Genomic DNA, 14,839 nt, shown 5'->3' with positions numbered 1-14,839 from the left:
CTGTCCCTGCAGGCCGTCATCCCCTGGGGCCCGAAAGACGCCGCGTGACGCAAAGAATCGGCTGGGGCAACCCAGCCGATTCCCGCTGCTTCCCTTCACGCTGACACGCATTCCCCGTATTTTGGGACCAGTGGTTGGCGCGCTTGGTAGAAGCAACTTATCACTGAATCGGCTCAAGGTGATGATGACGCAATCCGTTTTGGAGGAGACGGATTCGTGGTCCCCCTAGCGTTCTGAAGCTTCGAGCGCTTTACATTTTGACAGCCGTGCAGTGCAGAAAAATAAAATAATAACAGGTAGTTGAGGTGTAACGGGCGCGAAGTTAAAGTTGACTGCACATCCGAGCTAGTGACGGCTCCCCCTAGATATTGGGTGGCTACATTCCTCAATCGCTACACTTTGTCGAGACATCTAGGCACTCTGGTGGATTGGGTAAGATCTAGCCGCCGGGCGAAAATCGTTGTTAAGACTCGTTTTTCCGTGTAGATGACACTTTAATGGGCGAAATCGCTGAAAAAGCGGTATTTAGAGGACAGGCGGATGCGAGAACGGTCTTTTGCGGCTGATACGAAGGATCAACCCTTCGACGAGATCATCCTACAGCAAGGAGAGCTGATTTCCGACCGCCTCAATATGTTGCGGCAGGAACAGTATCCTCCGGACGCCCAAAAAGGTCTACGTCAGTTTTCATTGGCCGAAGTTGCCTACTATCTCGGCGTAACACAGTCGACCATTAAGAAGCTTCATCTCGAAGGCAAAGGTCCTGAACCTGAAACATCGTCGTCCGGGAGGCGCAGCTACTCGGCCGAGCAGATGCTGGAACTGAGAGCTTATCTCGACAAGCATGGCCGCCCCGGAAAACGCCGTTATGTCCCCTATCGGCAACCTGGCGAAGAACTGCACGTTGTATCTGTCGTAAACTTCAAGGGGGGTTCCGGAAAGACCACTACCGCCGCCCACCTCGCGCAGCACTTGGCGTTGAAAGGGCATCGAGTTCTTGCGATCGACTTGGACCCTCAAGCCTCGCTCACAGCTTTGCACGGCATTCAGCCTGAACTCGACGACGTGCCTTCGCTCTACGAGACACTTCGGTATGATGACGAGCGCAAGCCGATCTCAGAGGTGATCCGGCCAACAAACTTTCCCAACCTAGATATCGTTCCGGCAAGTCTCGAGCTTCAAGAGTACGAATACGATACCCCAGTTGCTTTGACGAGCAGTGATCCCCATGAGGGCCGTACCTTCTTCACTCGCATATCGAAGGCGCTTAGCGAAGTTGATGATCGCTATGACGTGGTTGTGATCGATTGCCCTCCTCAGCTGGGCTACCTCACGCTCACTGCTCTCACGGCTTCTTCCTCGGTCATTGTGACGGTCCATCCTCAGATGCTGGACGTCATGTCGATGAGCCAGTTTCTCCTGATGCTGGGCGGGATCATGAAGACGATCCGTGACGCTGGAGCGAACATGCGCCTGAAGTGGTTCCGTTACCTCGTAACGAGATTTGAACCAACGGACGGTCCACAAAAGCAGATGGTTGGGTTCCTCCAGGCGATGTTCCCAAATCAGATGTTGTCGGCTCCTGTGCTGAAGTCTACGGCGATCTCCGACGCTGGGATCACAAAGCAGACGCTTTACGAAGTTGAACGGTCTCAGTTCGTGCGGACTACTTACGACCGCGCCGTGACGTCTTTGAATGATGTGAACGACGAAATCGCTGAACTGATCCACAAGGCTTGGGGGCGAGAATGAATGTGGTTTTGACAGCCGTGCAGAGAGCCAGTTTTGACAGCCGTGCAACTGTCGAAATGCGCGCTGCGTGTCGGTTGGATTCGGACGAAAGGGAGATGGCTTGATGGCTCGCAAAGACCTCCTAAAGAGCGTCATGGCCGGCTCGCCGGAGCAGCCGAAGGATTCCGGTCGCTCTGGATACGCAATGCGCGGTGCTTCGAAATCGATGAAGGTTTCGATTGATAGCCTTGCGGAGAACTCGAAGCGTCTCCTTGAAGGCGAAACCATTGTCGAGATCGATCCGAAATTGATCGATGTGTCATTCGTTTCGGATCGGCTTAGTGATGACGATGTTGCTTTCGACGAACTGAAGGCATCAATCGCAGCGAGTCGCCAGGACACGCCGGTATTGCTTAGGCCGCATCCGGAAGCGGATGGCCGCTATATGATCGTCTTCGGGCATCGCCGTGTGCGAGTTGCATCGGCGCTCGGCCGTAAGGTTCGCGCAGTTGTAAAACCAATGGACGATGTGGCTCACATTCTTGCTCAAGGGCAGGAAAACACTGCGCGCGCAGATCTCTCTTTTATTGAGAAGGCCCTATTTGCGAAGAGCCTCTTGGATATGGGGCAAGCAAAGGACGTGATCCAGTCCGCCCTTACCATCGATGGGACGTTGCTTTCACGGATGCTGTCAGTGGCGCAGAACGTCCCTCGGCACGTCATCGAACAGATTGGGCCGGCCAAGCAGATTGGGCGTGATCGCTGGGAAGACTTCAAGAAGTTGGCTTCGGAACCATCGAATGGCAAGATCCTCAAGGGAGCTTTGGAGTTCGACGGGTTTCAAAACCTCGACAGTGATGCTCGCTTTGAGTTCCTGCACAGCAAGCTGGCAGAAGCGGGCAGGGCGCCGAAGCGCCGAAAAACGCGTGCTACGCCCAAGAAGCGAACCTGGACTGCCGGCAAAGGCCGCATCAAGGGAGTCATCGGTCGTTCCGGAAAGGCATTCAGCATTTCGCTTACGGCACAAGATTCAACCGAGTTCGGGGACTTTCTCTCGGGTCGGCTTGATCAGCTGTACAGTGAATTCCTCGCGACGAAAGAGGAGCAGTCAGAACAATGATCTAGGCAAAAGAAAAGCCCCCAAGCAGCGTGGCCTGAGAGCTAATCTGAAAAGTTTGGTCGCTTAGAAGATATCTCTCCCGCGAATCACTGTCAACAAGAACGCCACTTCGGCGAACGGCTTTCTTTTGCCTCCACATAACTGGAGGTGAGAAACAGGCATGAAACATACAGGTTGGCGCAAGCCGACACCGGGTCTTGGCATTGCAGAGCAGCTTGCCCAAGCCGGTGAACAGGTGGCTGTACCCAAAACACGGGCCTTCGTGGCCGTGAAGCGGGTCGGTGCATATATTGGCCTCAAGGCCGGAGACATGATGCTTCTCGATACGCTCGGGGCCTTCACCCAGACCCAGGACTGGGAGGAAGGGCAACGTCCGATCGTCTGGGCTTCGAATGCCTATCTGATGGAGCAGACGGGGTTTTCGCTCTCCGCACTCAAGCGCCATGCACGGCGCCTGGCCGAGATTGGCGTGATCTCCTTCCAGGACAGCCCAAACGGCAAGCGGTGGGGCCGCAGGGACGCCGAGGGGCGCATTGTCGAGGCCTATGGCTTCGATCTGTCGCCGCTTTCAGCCCGTGTCGATGAGTTCGAGGAGCTTCATGCCGATTTGCAGGCCGAGCGCGAGCTCTGCCAACGCCTGAAGCGTCAGATCACGGTGGCACGCCGGATGATCCGCGCGCGCATCGAGGCAGCCGTCAGCGGCGCGCTGCGCGGGCCCTGGACGCAATTCACAGGCCTTTTCGAGGAGCTTCTGGACCGGCTTCCGCGCCGTCACGAAGCCTCAGAGCAGCTTGCACGACTCTTGACTTGGTTCAAGGAGCTTCAGGAGCGCGTCGAGGCTGCCTATCTTAAGGCAACAGAGGTCGTTCAATCTGTGGAAAACACGCCGGAAACCAAGGAGCAAGTTGCTAAGAAGACTCAAGAAATGAACCCCAGGGAGGTCATTTCTGACCCTCATATACTAATTACAAACCAACTTAATCCTGTAACTAGTAATTCCTCAGAAAATGAGGAAGTCGCGGCCGCGGTGCCCAATGCTAAACCCGAAGATCAGGTTGATAGGGAGCTGGAAGAGTGGGTTGCTGAGGTACGCAAGAAGCGAGCAGCACTGGATCTGCCCACTGTGATGCAGGCCTGTCCCGAATTCGCGTCCTGGGCCCGAAATATGGGCGGGTTCCTGAAGGATTGGGGCGATCTGCATCGTGTTGCCGGGCAGCTCAGGCCGATGATCGGGGTGTCCGAGCATGCCTGGAACGTGGCGCAGGACCGATTGGGCAAACAGGTGGCGACAGCGGCGCTGGCGCTTGTTTTCGAGAAGCATTGCGCAGGCGAGGTTTCCTCCCCGGGCGGCTATCTGCGCGGCATGGTCGAGAAGGCCGGGACAGGGGATTTGCATCTCGAGCGCAGCTTCTATGGCAGGCTCAGCGGGCAGGCGGCGTGATGGGGCAGGGGGTCAGAGACCGGCAGCTTTGGTCAGGTTCACCCGGAACCGATCGCGCCGGCGCTGGTAGCGGCGGGTCATCTCGGCCGAGGCGTGTCCCAGTTGTTTCTGGACATAGCGTTCGTCGACCTCAGCGGAACTGGCAAGGCCGGCACGCAGCGAGTGGCCAGAGAACAGCGCCAGACGTTCCTTTTCGGGCAGTTCGGAGCGGATGCCGGCGTCCAGGACGGTGCGCTTGATCAGCCGGGCTACATGCTTGTCGTTGAGCCGCGTTTCGGAGGCACGTTTGCCATCGCGCGATGTGCCGACAAAGATCGGACCGAAGTCGATCTTCGCATAGTGCAGCCATTGTTCGAGAGCATGCACGGGGCAGGTCTGACCTTTCGAGCCGCGGCCGATCTCGACCTCGCGCCAGCCGGTCTTCGCATTGAGGGTCAGGAGGGCGCCTTTCTCCATGATCTCAATCCATCCGCCGGAATCCGGCGTGTCATCCTTGTGGACGTCAAGGCTGACGATTTCTGAGCGACGCAAACCTCCGGCATAGCCGAGCAGCAGGATCGCGCGATCCCGCAGCCCGCGCAGGTCGTAGGACAGGGTGGCGACCATCGCGAGGATATCCTCGGCCAGGATCGCTTCCTTCTGCACCGGTGGACGCGCATGCTTGCGCTTGATCCCGGCCAGCACCGTGGCGATGTGCCGGTTCTTGCGATCGAGGGAAAAGCCGCGCTGTGCGTAGTTCCAGGCGAGACCGGACAGGCGGCGGTCGATGGTCGAGACCGAAAGGGGTCGGGACGCCGACTGCGAAGGGGAGGGGCCCGATCCGGAGGCCAGGTCCGCGAGATAAAGCCCGATCATTTCGGGCGACGGGGGCAGGGGCTCGGTGCCCTTCATCCGGCTCCAGCGCGCGAAATGCGCCCAGTCCTTGGCATAGGCCTTCAACGTGTTCTCGGAGGCCGAGGCCCGCGCATAGTCGCGCGCGGTGTCGACCAGCCGGTCAAGCGTGCCGGAGCCGGCGACATGGGAGGGGAGGGCGATGTCATCGCTTTCCTCTTGATCTCTCTCGTCGACGCGAGCATCATCCACCTCACCAGAGGGCGCTGACGTCGATTTCTCGGTCTCTGAGGCCATTTTCCACTGAATCCGGCAATGAAATTGAACTGCTTATCGGCATATTCTTTCACGTCCGATAATGCAAACTTATTGGACATAAATAGCATCGGCAAAGAGAGGCGGTTTATGTGCTATTTTCTGGCAAAAAGCGCCGTCGTGATGTAGGCTTCGGGCATGACTTTTGCCCGGCTAGATCACATCAGCGACCTCGACACGTTACCCCGGATGCCTGCCTGGGTCACCTCCACGCGTGCTGAAACCCTTGAAGATGTTGCGTTTTTGTTGGGCGCGACGCTGAACCACCTGCATCTTGTGTTGGGACACACGGAGGTGCCCCACGCCTTGTTGCGGGACCGCTTGGCACTGCGCGCAGCGGAGGTTTGTGTCGCGTTCTCTGGCCGCCCGGAGCGGGCAGCGGAGTTGCGCGACGCTGTACACCTTTTGCGCCCCGGAGACCTTCCGGGGCCAGCAGGGGAAACATACCTGTCGTGGCGGCGTGCGGTGGAGCGGCCGGTGTCGATCAGGGTACTGTCTCGGGCCATAGGCGGGTTGGGTACAGGACAAATCGCGGACTGGCTGGATGCAGGGCAGGGCGCGCCGGTGGCCCGAGCCGCCAGGGTGTTGGAAACTGTTTTGACGGACAGGTCGCGCGCGGAGACGTCAGCACTGATCCTCGCCGATGCCGCTTTGGCACAGGCGCTTGGCTGGGAGACGCTGCTGCCTCTCATGGTGATCGGTTTGAAACGCGCCGATTTACGCAAGCGCAGGGACGATTTGCGCATGGCCTGTTATCGCGCGGTGACGGCTTCGGCTATGGAAGTCGTAAGTGTGGCGGTCGACCTGTCCCGGCGCGCGGCACACTTGAACACAGTCGCGCCAAAGCTGCGCGCCAAGGGGGCGGGAAAAGCGGTTGAGATGTTCCTGACCCACGATGCCGTGGCGCCTTCATCTTTGCCCTTGCCGGATCGCGCCGCGCGGCGGCTCTGCGACCGGCTGGTCGATCTTGGCGCGATCCGTGAACTGACCGGTCGCGACACCTTCCGGCTTTATGGGGTGTAGGGATGGCCAAGGATCGCCCCGCAGCCCAACTTGATCGCGAGTTGCCCGACTTGCCGCCTGAGCTGCGCTGGCGGGAATGGATGCGCCGGATCGAGGCGGTGCTCTTTGCCTCAGCTTCGCCGGTACCGCGCGACGATCTGGCGCGCGTGGTGGGGCAGGGGGCGTCGGTCGACCTGCTGGTTGAGGACCTCGCCGCCGATCTGGAGGGGCGGGCCTTCGAGATCGCCCAGGTCGCTGGCGGCTGGATGTTCCGCACGCGCGCCACCTACGCCCCCGCGATCCGCGCGGCGGCAGATGTCGGCGACCAACTGCTGGACTTGAGTGAATTCGACGTCGCGGTGCTGGCGGCCATCGCCTACCATCAGCCGATTACGCGCGACGGGCTCAAAGACATCTTCGGCAAGGAGATCAGCCGCGACCTGATCGGGCGGCTGCATGCCCGTGGCCTGATCGGGACCGGGCCAAGGTCGCCTCGGCGTGGGGCGCCTTATACATTTGTGACGACCGAGCAGTTCCTTGTCGCGTTCGGGTTGGAGAGCCTGCGCGATCTTCCCGATCGGGAGCAGCTGGTGGATGCCGGTGTAATGGGTGTTCCAGATCAGGTAGTGTGTTCCCAGCAAGCCTAAAGTTGAACAACGTGTGCGAGATGAGCCATCCAGCGGCTTTTGCTCTGACCACCAGCAATTCTATCTTGCTTTTATGGCCGCTTCCATCTCTCGGCTTCGATTTGGGTGCGACTTAATTTTCGGACTGTCCGCGCACCATTGTACCTGCCCTTGACGAACCCAAAAGTGGCAATGGCACTGGTTAGTTTGCCGGATCGATGGCTCCACAGTCGGCCGACCGAGCCAGTCAAGCCGCACCGACCAACGCGGGCGCCGACTTCTACTCAGCGACAGCTGGATCTTCTGGCCGCAGCCGCCCGGGCACTGGAAGCAAGCCCATTTTTCGATGCTGCCGTCTCGGACGACAACCAATGCATCTGCCGTTAGGGCAGTGGTCTCGGGATGCGTGGCCTGCACCCGGCCGACTAGGTCGACGCGGGGGATAAACCGGCACCAGGTCAGAAAGCGTCGTGCAATGTTACCAAACATCTTCTCAACCCACCCTATCCATGAAAGGGTCGACATCACCCCGGCCCCAGTAACCCTGATCGACACACAGGATGCACCCGGGATTTTGCTTTGCCCCCTGCAATCGATCAATCCCGAGATCAAAACGCCGAATGCGCTGCGCCGCCCAGCCGCCATCGCCTCGATAACCGGTCAAACCCTGCAGCAGCTCGTTGACGGCCATAGTCGCTGTTTCCGTCGTGAACGTGACGACCGCTGGTGCTGGATTGCCGCCGCCGCGCACATAAGCTTCACGTTTCTGACGCTCATACTCCGCCGGCGCGGCACGACGCAGTTCTTCCGCCGCCGCCCGATGTGGGTGTGCGATACCGCGGCACAGCAGGCAAGGTGTGCCAGGGCGCAAGACCGTCGCCCGGCCAATCATGTTCCCAACTTGACCGTCTTCACCACGCGGTGTGAGTGCGAGTCCCAGATCAATGACCGGGCGCAGGTAAAAATATGCGAACCTACTTAGAAACAGTCGGCCTGCGTGATCATCAGTGCACCCAAAGATGATGTCGCAGGAGAGCAAGGCATCGCGTGCCTCATCTGCATCCGCCCAGTGCGGGATCACAACCGGGCGGACACCAAGACCAAGACCCGCCAGTTCTCGCGCGACGACTTCGACCTTAAGCCGCATGCCATCGGCATCGTCCCGTCGAGCTCCATGCAAGCGGTTCAGATTGCTCACTTCAACAATGTCTTCGTCGAAAAGGGCAATCTGGCCGACGCCGAGCCGGGCCAACAGCATCGCAACCGCACTACCCGTGCCGCCACAGCCCACGACACCGATTTTCAGCCGGGCCAGCAGAAGATTCAGTGAAGGTCCGAAGGCAAGCGCTTGCCGCTCGAAGGCTTCTCCGGAAAACCCGCTCAGCCCATTCAGAACACGAAGCCGTGCACCAACGGCTATGACAGCATCGCTGTCGATCGGCTGGGTGTCGTCGATCCACAGACGTGCTGCGTAATCACAGATATCACCATCAATCAGCAGCAGGCTTGCTAACATGACGCCGGCACCATTCCGGTTCCGCGCCAGTCGATACAGTTCCCGTTCGTTTTTTTCGTCCTGTGTGGAGAATTCGGGATACCCGCCCGGGTGGCTATGGGCGATGCCGACGATCAGGCCTTCTGCTTTTGCCACACGACACAGGTCAAGAAACGATTTCGTTGACCAAGTGACATGCTTGTCGCTGGCCGAAATCAGATCCTCGTCCGGAACTGGGATCACGCGGTAGGACGTCAGTCGCAAACGGGATTGGCGATCCCAAGGGTCCATCGCGACACGGCTCACTCCATAAAGCACGTAGGCTGCGGCTTCATGGCCATCGGGGCGGTGCAGGAGCGCCCGAAGCTCGGCTTCGTGACGTTCCTGCAAGGTGAAATCGAGGCGGCTCATGCCGCAATCTCCAGCGCCGTCTCAACCCGCTTAAGCATGGTCCAGATACCATCGGTGCCGGGACGCCAGTCGCTGTTGTGCCGCGACCAACGCTGCCAGCGCTGCCCATTGAAGATCAGCGGCTGGTCGGCTTGACGCGGGTAGCGGCTCGAAAGGGCCAGTGTCAGCCAGGGCTGCGCATAGAACATGTCCGGCGCAGCATCCGGATAGCCCCGCGGCAGCAGGATCAGGATGTCGGCCTGTGCCACCTGATATTTGCCGTCCGGTAGGCAATAGCCTCGCAGGATTACACCGGTCTGCGCTCCTTCGCGGTATTCGACGAAAGTCAGGCCGCGTCCTTCGAGGTATCGGCGATCACGCATAGGCAGGATGGGGGCTTCCGCGCCTTCGGTCGAGGTAGTCGCCCCGGTGAAGAACCTCTCCAGACCTTTTCCGTCCAACCTGACGAGCTCGTTGTCGTCGATCGGACGGTCCTCAGCGCCACGGATTTCCATCCAGACACCGTAGTCCGGTTTGTCGGCGGCACCTGCCAGCTGCTTCAGGACCCGGCCGCTGATTACGCAGGCGCCCCATTCCTTCACCTGACCATCCAGTTCGATGCGGTAGGATTCCGCACTCTTGAACACGATGAAGCGCTCAACCCCTGCCGTGCGCAGATCGACCGTCTCATCGAGCGTCAACTCTTTCAAATCGCCATTGCGAAGCAACTGGAACACCAAGTGCTCCTCCGCGGGACGCGCCGAGACGAGGTCCAGAAGTTGCCTCCCGGTCGGCACCGGATCGTCGATCCGGTATCCGTCAAAGGTGAGGTCTCCATTGCCGACCTGCACCCGGTACGGCCCCTGGGGGCGTGGGTTCCGTCCAGCAGCGACGCAAGCCGCCACGTCTTCAAGTTCAATCGTTTCCAGCGCCATGGCCAGTCTCCTTTTCTGTGCTCGCCGAACCAGACCGGCCTCATTTGGTGGATATAGTAGCCAAAGAATGGCCAGTCAATGGCTAACTGTAGGCTATTTTTAAGTTGACAATTGCTTCAAGTATGGCTATGTCTCACGTGTCTTGGAGGATAAGGAAATGAGCAAGCGAACGATGACGCTCAATCTCACAGATGCGGAGATGGGCGTTTTGGAAGGCCTTTGCGCCAAAAAGGATCTCAGCAAGATCGGCGTGATAAGGCAGGCCCTGCGTCTGTATCAGATGGTCGATGTCCGGCTCGAGCGCGGCGACAAGCTGTTCTTCGAAGACGACAAGACCAAGGATAAGTCGGAAGTCATGATGCTATGACCGCCTACCAGGTCCATTTGTTCGATGCCGCCGCTGGTGCGATGGTCGAGGCCGATCTGCATGACGAGATTGCCGAGAAACAGCTGATCGACTGGCAGTTCCAGTGGCGTCCGGCCGTCCAGGCCTACATGAAGCGTCTGGTGGACAACGGTATCGGTCCCGCCGACACCGCTTGGCCCCAAAGTTGGCACTGGGACTGGCGCGGCAAGATGAATGAGGTTCGTGGGCTGCTCGGCCATACTGGGTATAGTGTCGTCTGCCGCGATGTGACCCAAGGCATGATGCGGCTAGATCTCGCCTCCCGCCGTGCTCGCTTGGACTCTCAGGCCGGACAGGATCTGGTCTATGTCGACTATCTCGAAGTCGCGCCCTGGAACTGGCGCGAACCTTATGCCGACGCGCCGATTTATCGACTGGTCGGCCCTGTGCTGATGCACGCCGCCATTACCCGCAGTGTCGACGAAGGCTTCAAAGGCCGCGTCGGCCTGCATTCCCTGCCGCAAGCAATCCCGTTCTATGAGCGCTGCGGCTTCACTAACCTCGGCACCCGGCCCGACGAGTATGAGGGCAAGTTGCCGTATTTCGAGTCCACACCGGGCGCCGCCGAGGCATACCTAAAAGGAGAGCTAAAATGACTTACGGTATCTCCGCAGAATGGTCCAAAAAAATGCTCGCATTCGACGAGCATGTTACCCCTGGAGCTGGAGCTCTTGCCACGCGCCCACATGTTGACCCTGATGCGGTATCTCTGCGTGTTGAAGAAACCCGACTGGTATTCGGCCACTTTATCAATGTCGCGCGCAGACAGCGGCGCCTGACAATCGAAAAGCTCGCCGACGACGCGGACATCGAGGTCGGCGAGCTGCTGAGTATCGAACAGGACCCTCATTACGAACCCGATCTCCGGACCGTATGGGGGTTGTCGAACGCGCTTGATCTGCCGCAGCCAAAGCTGATGGAACTGGCTGGCCTTGCGGTCCCAAAAGAAGGCCATTGGCTGGAAGAAGTCACACGATACGCCGCCAGGTCCGCTCCGATCAAGGATGTGACACCAGACGAACAAGCCTTTCATGACGCTGTTGTTGCAGCGCTGACGATGAAAGCGACGTAACAGAGCGAGACGGGTCCCATGGCCAAAAACTACATTCTTCGCCGGCGGACTCAGGAACGTATCGACGAACGCGTTGAGCGGCTGCTGAACAGACTGGGCAATCCAGAGCCGCCGCTCAAACTTGAGCATGTCCGGGATGCACTCGACCTTGATCGGGCATACTTCCAAAAAGACGATCCATCGCTGATGGACGATGTCATCAGCATGTTGCGCGTCGCCGGGAAGCAGGTCTTGCGGCGACCAACTCTCTTCATAGATGCCGTCAAGAAATTCGATCTGCGCGCCTTCTACCTTCCGGATGAGAAACGGATCCTAATGGACAAGGATCTGCACAAGCTGAAATTCCGTTGGATTGAAGCACATGAAGTAGGTCACAGCCTCTTGCCCTGGCACGAAGGGGCCATGCTCGGCGACGACAAGCAAACGCTCCGGCCCAACTGCCATGAACAGATGGAAGCCGAGGCGAACTTCGCTGCTGCGCGTCTTCTATTCTTGCGCGATAGGTTCGCCATCGAAGCACGGGACTATGCGCCAAGTTTGGAGGCGGTGAAGGCACTCCAGCCCCGCTTTGACAACACACTCACCACGACGTTCTGGCGTTGTGTCGAAATCTGGGGCGCCTCGACGCCTATCATCGGTCTGGTCACCGGACACCCGCATCCAATCAAACGCGAAGCGGACTTCGACCCTAAAGAACCCTGTTCACACTTTGTGCAGTCGCCTGCGTTTGCAAGCGGCTTCAAAGGTTGCGATGAGATTGACGTCTTCAATATGGTTGTGGATTATTGTTCGGCGGCCAGGGGTGGTCGACTGGGGGGTGCCGATATCGTACTCCATGATGACAACGGCGATCCACATGTCTTCACCTTTGAAACCGTGAAATGGGGATATGCGCTAACCCTCGGCGTTTACCGAGGTCCGCACCGATCAGTGATCGCAATCTAGCATATTCTAAGAGCCGTCTGACAATGCCTGCCAAGCTCTCTGAAATGCTTGCGCTTCAAGGGTTGGCGCTGCTTGTCAATGACGGCCAATTGCTGCTGCGAGATCATGCTTCATAGTAATTGTCCTCATCAAAAGGGCATTCACCCCGAAGCATGACCGCTCCGCGTTTCACCGAATTTTCTTCGGTGCCGAACACCTCCACAGAGTGCCGGCACCGGGTACAAGTGATGATGAGACCCGGAACCGCGCCATAGTCACCATCCAGTTCCTCTTCTGAGACATCGATTTTCACTCGCATGTGCCAACCCTATTGCGATTCACGCCGGGAGAATGGGATCACCGACCCTCCTGCAGGTGCACCTGTCTCACGCGAAGCGTCCGTCTTGAGAGCCAATGACACCACGTCGCCTGTTTTCTTGCTGAACCAACCAGACGGAAGGCCGACGAGGTTCTCAATATCGCCTGGATGCATCGTGAACTCGACCGAAAGCAGGTCGTCCTTACTGCGGGTGCCGGAATCCACGATCAGGCAAAGAGCGTCATGCAACATACGTGGCTTTGGAACAGCCCACTCCTTGTCCATCGGCTCTTGTCGGTTCCAGCCTTTGGCGGAATAGGTCTTATAGAACTGCGTGGCATGATCCTGCGGGATGATTTCTAGATCCACCAACCGCTTGATCTGGGCCTTCACAGAAACGCGCCAACGTTCTTTCAGGGACAGCAACCCTGCAAGGGAGTAGTTCGGGACCTCCGGCACATAAGTCGTCTGCGGCATAAGAAACGCGCTTGCGAAACGGAATGCCTGGCGCTCGATCTCTGGAAGATCATCGCGCAATGCTTTTGCGCTGACATTCCGGTGCAGCACTGCATGACCCAGTTCATGAGCGGCGTCCATCTGACGACGGGGGAGATTCATCTTGTCTGATGCGAGCAAGATGTGAGGACGGTCCTCGGACTTGGACCAGCTGCAGACGCCGTCGAGTTTGGACGTTCCCATTTCGATGGAGCCGACGACACAGCCGATCTTTTCAAGGACCGCTACGACATTTGTGCAAGGGCCTTCGCCCAATTGCCAGTGGGACCGCAGTTCGCCGGCGATGTCCTCGATGTCTTCGTCCCGAAGCTGACTGTAGCTGGAGCCACCCAGAACGTCTGGAATGTCGAGTTCGGGGAAATCAACATAATGCTGCAAGACGTGGCTGATCTCATGTAGCCAGCTCACCTGAGAAGTTTGATACTCGCGGTCGCGCTTCAGCGTGCTGACCAGTTTTCGATAGAACATCGGTCGCGGGCTATCGAAGACCGGACGGAGAAAAAACTCTCGCCGGACCCGCAGGGCCTTCGCCAATTCTGCCAGAGCATCAGCTTCCGGCGCCTGTTTGCCGGTTTCCCAACGGGAAACCGAACTAGGGCTGACTCCCAGCATCAAGGCCAACTCTTTCATGCTTTGAACGCGCCGGGCGGCGCGCGCCTCAACGAGACGTTCCGGCACGAAGCCGGGTGTTCCCACTCGCATTTTTCCCTCCTCTGGTGCCGGTGGCACCCTTTACGCTTTGCCATCCTGTTCGTCATCCACAGATGGAGCCTCGGGGGGAACAAAAAGCTTCATCGTGCGCTTCAGGCGGACAGCACCGCTGGCAGGCAATGCGGGAGGAGTCGAAAACGGCGAGCTGGGTTCCGACACATCCCCGTCATCCGCGAGGTACTGGTCGATCCGTTCGTAGAAAAGGTATTGCTCATAATCGGAGTCAATGAGCCCGATGGCCAACTCCTTAATCTTGCCGGCTTGTTCAGGGTCGCGAGCGAAGAGAAACAAAATGCAGATGTCCCCGATCTGAGGGGCAGTACCATCAAAATCGAAGTGAGGAGACAGCTTGTAGTTCAGTGTCACACCGGCCTTCCGCGACTTGTTCTTGACCGGAAGCTTGCTGGGTTCCGGCATTGCCGCGAGGCCAAGGATGAAGCCTTGCCCTTCATGCTCGAAACGCATGAACGGTTGGAAAACCTTGAAGTCCGAACCGGGGATAATGCCGCCGTCGAGCAGTGCGCCGCCATGAAGTTCACAGACCTCCTGAAACCCCTTTTCCATCATGTGGAAACGCGACATTCCCTCAAGGCGCCGTGCACGACGTGTATCCAGACCAGAGTGATCCTGAATCATTCGATGAGCTTTAAGGGCTTCTCCGCGCAGGCGGTCCTCAAGATCAATGATCAGGCCGCGATAGATCGCGACCGGGAAACGGGTTTTGACAAAATCCCCCATGACTGCTCCGATTCTTTGGGGTTGCGTTTTGCGGGAAATGTGGCTCAAAAATTGCGTTAAGTCAATTGCGAGCAGCCGGCTTTGTTCATCTTATCGTCCTGGACATCCCGAGCTAGTGCCTCGCTTTGACCAAGTGCCGACCGGTCCAAGGCTGGCCGAGTGGCCTAGGACTGGATCCTCTCGAGGTTCATCCTGAAGACGAGGCCGGCGATAGGTTATTGTTTCACATGCCACTGCCGCATCTCCCTCGGCTGTTCCCCTACCTTC

Annotated in this window: 16 protein-coding genes; 9 read left to right on the top strand and 7 right to left on the bottom strand. The window is 58.4% G+C overall.

Annotation, left to right across the window (positions count from 1 at the left end; all coding sequences use genetic code 11):
* Window positions 1-540 precede the first annotated feature (540 nt).
* From repA to repC, 3 genes are all read left to right on the top strand, one after another.
* Window positions 541-1,752 (top strand): plasmid partitioning protein RepA, encoded by a 1,212-nt coding sequence (repA, locus tag B30_RS20980; protein ID WP_009574268.1) that lies wholly within the window; start codon window positions 541-543, stop codon window positions 1,750-1,752.
* 103 nt (window positions 1,753-1,855) lie between these two features.
* Window positions 1,856-2,851, top strand: coding sequence for a plasmid partitioning protein RepB (gene repB / locus B30_RS20975; RefSeq protein WP_009574267.1), 996 nt, complete (start codon window positions 1,856-1,858; stop codon window positions 2,849-2,851).
* Between the two features lie 160 nt (window positions 2,852-3,011).
* Window positions 3,012-4,292, top strand: a complete 1,281-nt coding sequence (gene repC, locus B30_RS20970) for a plasmid replication protein RepC (protein ID WP_009574266.1) — start codon at window positions 3,012-3,014, stop codon at window positions 4,290-4,292.
* A gap of 12 nt (window positions 4,293-4,304) precedes the next feature.
* Here the strand turns inward: repC and B30_RS20965 are convergent, their stop codons facing one another.
* The gene (locus B30_RS20965; protein WP_009574265.1) at window positions 4,305-5,420 is read right to left on the bottom strand and encodes a tyrosine-type recombinase/integrase; all 1,116 of its coding nucleotides are present in this window, start codon (window positions 5,418-5,420) and stop codon (window positions 4,305-4,307) included.
* A gap of 156 nt (window positions 5,421-5,576) precedes the next feature.
* Here B30_RS20965 and B30_RS20960 point away from each other — a divergent pair, with 156 nt between their 5' ends.
* Both B30_RS20960 and scpB read left to right on the top strand, forming a co-directional pair.
* The gene (locus tag B30_RS20960) at window positions 5,577-6,461 is read left to right on the top strand and encodes a DUF1403 family protein (RefSeq protein ID WP_009574264.1); all 885 of its coding nucleotides are present in this window, start codon (window positions 5,577-5,579) and stop codon (window positions 6,459-6,461) included.
* Between the two features lie 2 nt (window positions 6,462-6,463).
* Window positions 6,464-7,087 (top strand): SMC-Scp complex subunit ScpB, encoded by a 624-nt coding sequence (scpB, locus tag B30_RS20955; protein WP_009574263.1) that lies wholly within the window; start codon window positions 6,464-6,466, stop codon window positions 7,085-7,087.
* A gap of 60 nt (window positions 7,088-7,147) precedes the next feature.
* Here the strand turns inward: scpB and B30_RS22620 are convergent, their stop codons facing one another.
* From B30_RS22620 to B30_RS20945, 3 genes are read right to left on the bottom strand one after another with little or no spacing between them, the layout of a single operon-like run.
* Window positions 7,148-7,555 carry a DUF6527 family protein gene (locus B30_RS22620; protein ID WP_219929054.1) on the bottom strand — a complete coding sequence of 136 codons (408 nt, stop codon included), beginning with the start codon at window positions 7,553-7,555 and terminating at the stop codon, window positions 7,148-7,150.
* 4 nt (window positions 7,556-7,559) lie between these two features.
* A complete protein-coding gene (locus tag B30_RS20950; protein ID WP_009574262.1) occupies window positions 7,560-8,972 on the bottom strand; it encodes a ThiF family adenylyltransferase in 1,413 nt (470 codons plus the stop codon).
* Window positions 8,969-9,886, bottom strand: coding sequence for a multiubiquitin domain-containing protein (locus tag B30_RS20945; RefSeq protein ID WP_009574261.1), 918 nt, complete (start codon window positions 9,884-9,886; stop codon window positions 8,969-8,971). The genes B30_RS20950 and B30_RS20945 overlap by 4 nt, the downstream gene beginning before the upstream one ends.
* A gap of 172 nt (window positions 9,887-10,058) precedes the next feature.
* Between B30_RS20945 and B30_RS20940 the strand changes: the two genes are divergently transcribed.
* From B30_RS20940 to B30_RS20925, 4 genes are read left to right on the top strand one after another with little or no spacing between them, the layout of a single operon-like run.
* The gene (locus B30_RS20940) at window positions 10,059-10,253 is read left to right on the top strand and encodes a transcriptional regulator (protein WP_197055947.1); all 195 of its coding nucleotides are present in this window, start codon (window positions 10,059-10,061) and stop codon (window positions 10,251-10,253) included.
* Window positions 10,250-10,888 (top strand): N-acetyltransferase, encoded by a 639-nt coding sequence (locus B30_RS20935; protein WP_009574259.1) that lies wholly within the window; start codon window positions 10,250-10,252, stop codon window positions 10,886-10,888. The genes B30_RS20940 and B30_RS20935 overlap by 4 nt, the downstream gene beginning before the upstream one ends.
* Window positions 10,885-11,364: a helix-turn-helix transcriptional regulator gene (locus tag B30_RS20930; protein WP_009574258.1), complete on the top strand. Its 480-nt coding sequence runs from the start codon at window positions 10,885-10,887 to the stop codon at window positions 11,362-11,364. Before B30_RS20935 ends, B30_RS20930 begins: the two co-directional genes overlap by 4 nt.
* Before the next feature lie 18 nt (window positions 11,365-11,382).
* Window positions 11,383-12,309 (top strand): ImmA/IrrE family metallo-endopeptidase, encoded by a 927-nt coding sequence (locus B30_RS20925; protein ID WP_009574257.1) that lies wholly within the window; start codon window positions 11,383-11,385, stop codon window positions 12,307-12,309.
* 103 nt (window positions 12,310-12,412) lie between these two features.
* Here B30_RS20925 and B30_RS20920 read toward each other — a convergent pair whose 3' ends face one another.
* The 3 genes from B30_RS20920 to B30_RS20910 are packed head-to-tail and all read right to left on the bottom strand — an operon-like array spanning window position 12,413 to window position 14,572.
* Entirely contained in the window at window positions 12,413-12,607 is a 195-nt protein-coding gene (locus tag B30_RS20920; protein WP_009574256.1) for a hypothetical protein, read from the bottom strand.
* Between the two features lie 9 nt (window positions 12,608-12,616).
* Window positions 12,617-13,825, bottom strand: coding sequence for an XRE family transcriptional regulator (locus tag B30_RS20915; RefSeq protein ID WP_009574255.1), 1,209 nt, complete (start codon window positions 13,823-13,825; stop codon window positions 12,617-12,619).
* A gap of 30 nt (window positions 13,826-13,855) precedes the next feature.
* The gene (locus tag B30_RS20910; protein WP_009574254.1) at window positions 13,856-14,572 is read right to left on the bottom strand and encodes a hypothetical protein; all 717 of its coding nucleotides are present in this window, start codon (window positions 14,570-14,572) and stop codon (window positions 13,856-13,858) included.
* Window positions 14,573-14,839 lie beyond the last annotated feature (267 nt).

This window comes from Celeribacter baekdonensis B30, from assembly GCF_000299875.1.
In the GTDB taxonomy this organism is placed as follows: domain Bacteria; phylum Pseudomonadota; class Alphaproteobacteria; order Rhodobacterales; family Rhodobacteraceae; genus Celeribacter; species Celeribacter baekdonensis_A.
Note: the sequence above shows the minus strand (reverse complement) of the source record. Positions and strands in the feature narration are given on the sequence as shown.

Bases quoted from the DNA above. Each gene is read 5' to 3' on its own strand.
- repA (WP_009574268.1), top strand. From the start codon at position 541: ATGCGAGAACGGTCTTTTGCGGCTGATACGAAGGATCAACCCTTCGAC.
- repB (WP_009574267.1), top strand. From the start codon at position 1,856: ATGGCTCGCAAAGACCTCCTAAAGAGCGTCATGGCCGGCTCGCCGGAG.
- repC (WP_009574266.1), top strand. From the start codon at position 3,012: ATGAAACATACAGGTTGGCGCAAGCCGACACCGGGTCTTGGCATTGCA.
- B30_RS20965 (WP_009574265.1), bottom strand. From the start codon at position 5,420: ATGGCCTCAGAGACCGAGAAATCGACGTCAGCGCCCTCTGGTGAGGTG.
- B30_RS20960 (WP_009574264.1), top strand. From the start codon at position 5,577: ATGACTTTTGCCCGGCTAGATCACATCAGCGACCTCGACACGTTACCC.
- scpB (WP_009574263.1), top strand. From the start codon at position 6,464: ATGGCCAAGGATCGCCCCGCAGCCCAACTTGATCGCGAGTTGCCCGAC.
- B30_RS22620 (WP_219929054.1), bottom strand. From the start codon at position 7,555: ATGTTTGGTAACATTGCACGACGCTTTCTGACCTGGTGCCGGTTTATC.
- B30_RS20950 (WP_009574262.1), bottom strand. From the start codon at position 8,972: ATGAGCCGCCTCGATTTCACCTTGCAGGAACGTCACGAAGCCGAGCTT.
- B30_RS20945 (WP_009574261.1), bottom strand. From the start codon at position 9,886: ATGGCGCTGGAAACGATTGAACTTGAAGACGTGGCGGCTTGCGTCGCT.
- B30_RS20940 (WP_197055947.1), top strand. From the start codon at position 10,059: ATGACGCTCAATCTCACAGATGCGGAGATGGGCGTTTTGGAAGGCCTT.
- B30_RS20935 (WP_009574259.1), top strand. From the start codon at position 10,250: ATGACCGCCTACCAGGTCCATTTGTTCGATGCCGCCGCTGGTGCGATG.
- B30_RS20930 (WP_009574258.1), top strand. From the start codon at position 10,885: ATGACTTACGGTATCTCCGCAGAATGGTCCAAAAAAATGCTCGCATTC.
- B30_RS20925 (WP_009574257.1), top strand. From the start codon at position 11,383: ATGGCCAAAAACTACATTCTTCGCCGGCGGACTCAGGAACGTATCGAC.
- B30_RS20920 (WP_009574256.1), bottom strand. From the start codon at position 12,607: ATGCGAGTGAAAATCGATGTCTCAGAAGAGGAACTGGATGGTGACTAT.
- B30_RS20915 (WP_009574255.1), bottom strand. From the start codon at position 13,825: ATGCGAGTGGGAACACCCGGCTTCGTGCCGGAACGTCTCGTTGAGGCG.
- B30_RS20910 (WP_009574254.1), bottom strand. From the start codon at position 14,572: ATGGGGGATTTTGTCAAAACCCGTTTCCCGGTCGCGATCTATCGCGGC.